This is a genomic window from Paenibacillus xylanilyticus (assembly GCF_013359935.1).
Lineage (GTDB): Bacteria > Bacillota > Bacilli > Paenibacillales > Paenibacillaceae > Paenibacillus > Paenibacillus xylanilyticus.
Genome location: NZ_JABMCB010000037.1, coordinates 1 through 1,188, shown reverse-complemented (window position 1 = coordinate 1,188; position 1,188 = coordinate 1). Strand labels below are relative to the sequence as shown.

Here is a 1,188-nt window from a genome sequence, read left to right as displayed (position 1 = left end):
GTTGGAGGTCAATGGGTTCAGGATGCAGGTGAGTACCTGCATATGATGTCTGACGCTGGCATTCGCATCAAAGGAGAGTGAGATCGGTTTTGTAAAAGATAACGCTTGTGAAAATGCTGAATTTCGCGTCGTCTTCACAGCGATGCCAGAGTCTGTAGTGTCAGATGATGACCGTACTCAAACATCGGGTTGAGTATTATCTTACTGTTTCTTTACATAAACATTGCTGATACCGTTTAGCTGAAACGACATACATTGCAAGGAGTTTATAAATGAGTATCAATGAGTTAGAGTCTGAGCAAAAAGATTGGGCGTTATCAATGTTGTGCAGATCCGGTGTCTTGTCTCCATGCAGACATCACGAAGGTGTTTATGTAGATGAAGGTATAGATATAGAGTCGGCATACAAATATTCCATGAAGGTTTATAAGTCTAATGAAGACAAATCCCCATTCTGCAATGTGCGAGAAATGACTGATACCGTGCAAAATTATTATCACGAGTACGGTGGAAACGATACTTGCCCTCTCTGTACAAAACATATAGATGATTAAACCCAATATTACATAACAATCCTCGCACTCGCGGGGATTTATTTTATCTGAACTCGCTACGGCGGGTTTTGTTTTATGGAGATGATAAATGCACTTCCGAGTCACAGGAGAATGGAATGGAGAGCCATTCAACAGAGTTATCGAAGCGGAGAACATCAACGACTGCTACGACCACTGGATGATATGGGCGCAGATAGCACATGCAGACGTAACCAATATTCGAATTGAAGAACTGAAAGAACACCAAGCCGCCTGATGGCGGTTTTTTCTTGCGTGTAATTGCGGAGACTTTGCGATGTACTTGACACTTCAGGAGTGGAACGCACGCCAGCGACGTCCAAGAAGCCTTGAAACAGTTCGTCGATGGGTTCGGGAATGCAGAATAGTCCCACCTCCGGTTAAGGATGGAAGAGCGTATCTGTTCCACGAATCAGCGGTAAAGGTTGACTTAAATCGACCAGTAACAGGTGGCCTTTTGAAGAGGATCAGAAATGGGAAGAAGGCGAAGTCATGAGCGCCGGGATTTACCCCCTAACCTTTATATAAGAAACAATGGATATTACTGCTACAGGGACCCAAGGACGGGTAAAGAGTTTGGATTAGGCAGAGACAGGCGAATCGCAATCACTGAAGC

General features: G+C 44.2%; 4 protein-coding genes. All 4 read left to right on the top strand.

Features of this window, described 5'->3' with window-relative positions:
- Nucleotides 1-272: 272 nt before the first annotated feature.
- Entirely contained in the window at nt 273-554 is a 282-nt protein-coding gene (locus HP552_RS00240) for an Ea8.5 family phage-derived protein (protein ID WP_000026224.1), read from the top strand.
- A gap of 88 nt (nt 555-642) precedes the next feature.
- Nucleotides 643-810, top strand: coding sequence for a hypothetical protein (locus HP552_RS00235; protein ID WP_000545733.1), 168 nt, complete (start codon nt 643-645; stop codon nt 808-810).
- Between the two features lie 39 nt (nt 811-849).
- Nucleotides 850-1,068: an excisionase gene (locus tag HP552_RS00230; protein WP_175393808.1), complete on the top strand. Its 219-nt coding sequence runs from the start codon at nt 850-852 to the stop codon at nt 1,066-1,068.
- On the top strand, nt 1,046-1,188 hold a 143-nt coding region (locus tag HP552_RS00225; protein ID WP_175393807.1), incomplete at its 3' end, for a phage integrase Arm DNA-binding domain-containing protein. The genes HP552_RS00230 and HP552_RS00225, both read left to right, overlap by 23 nt.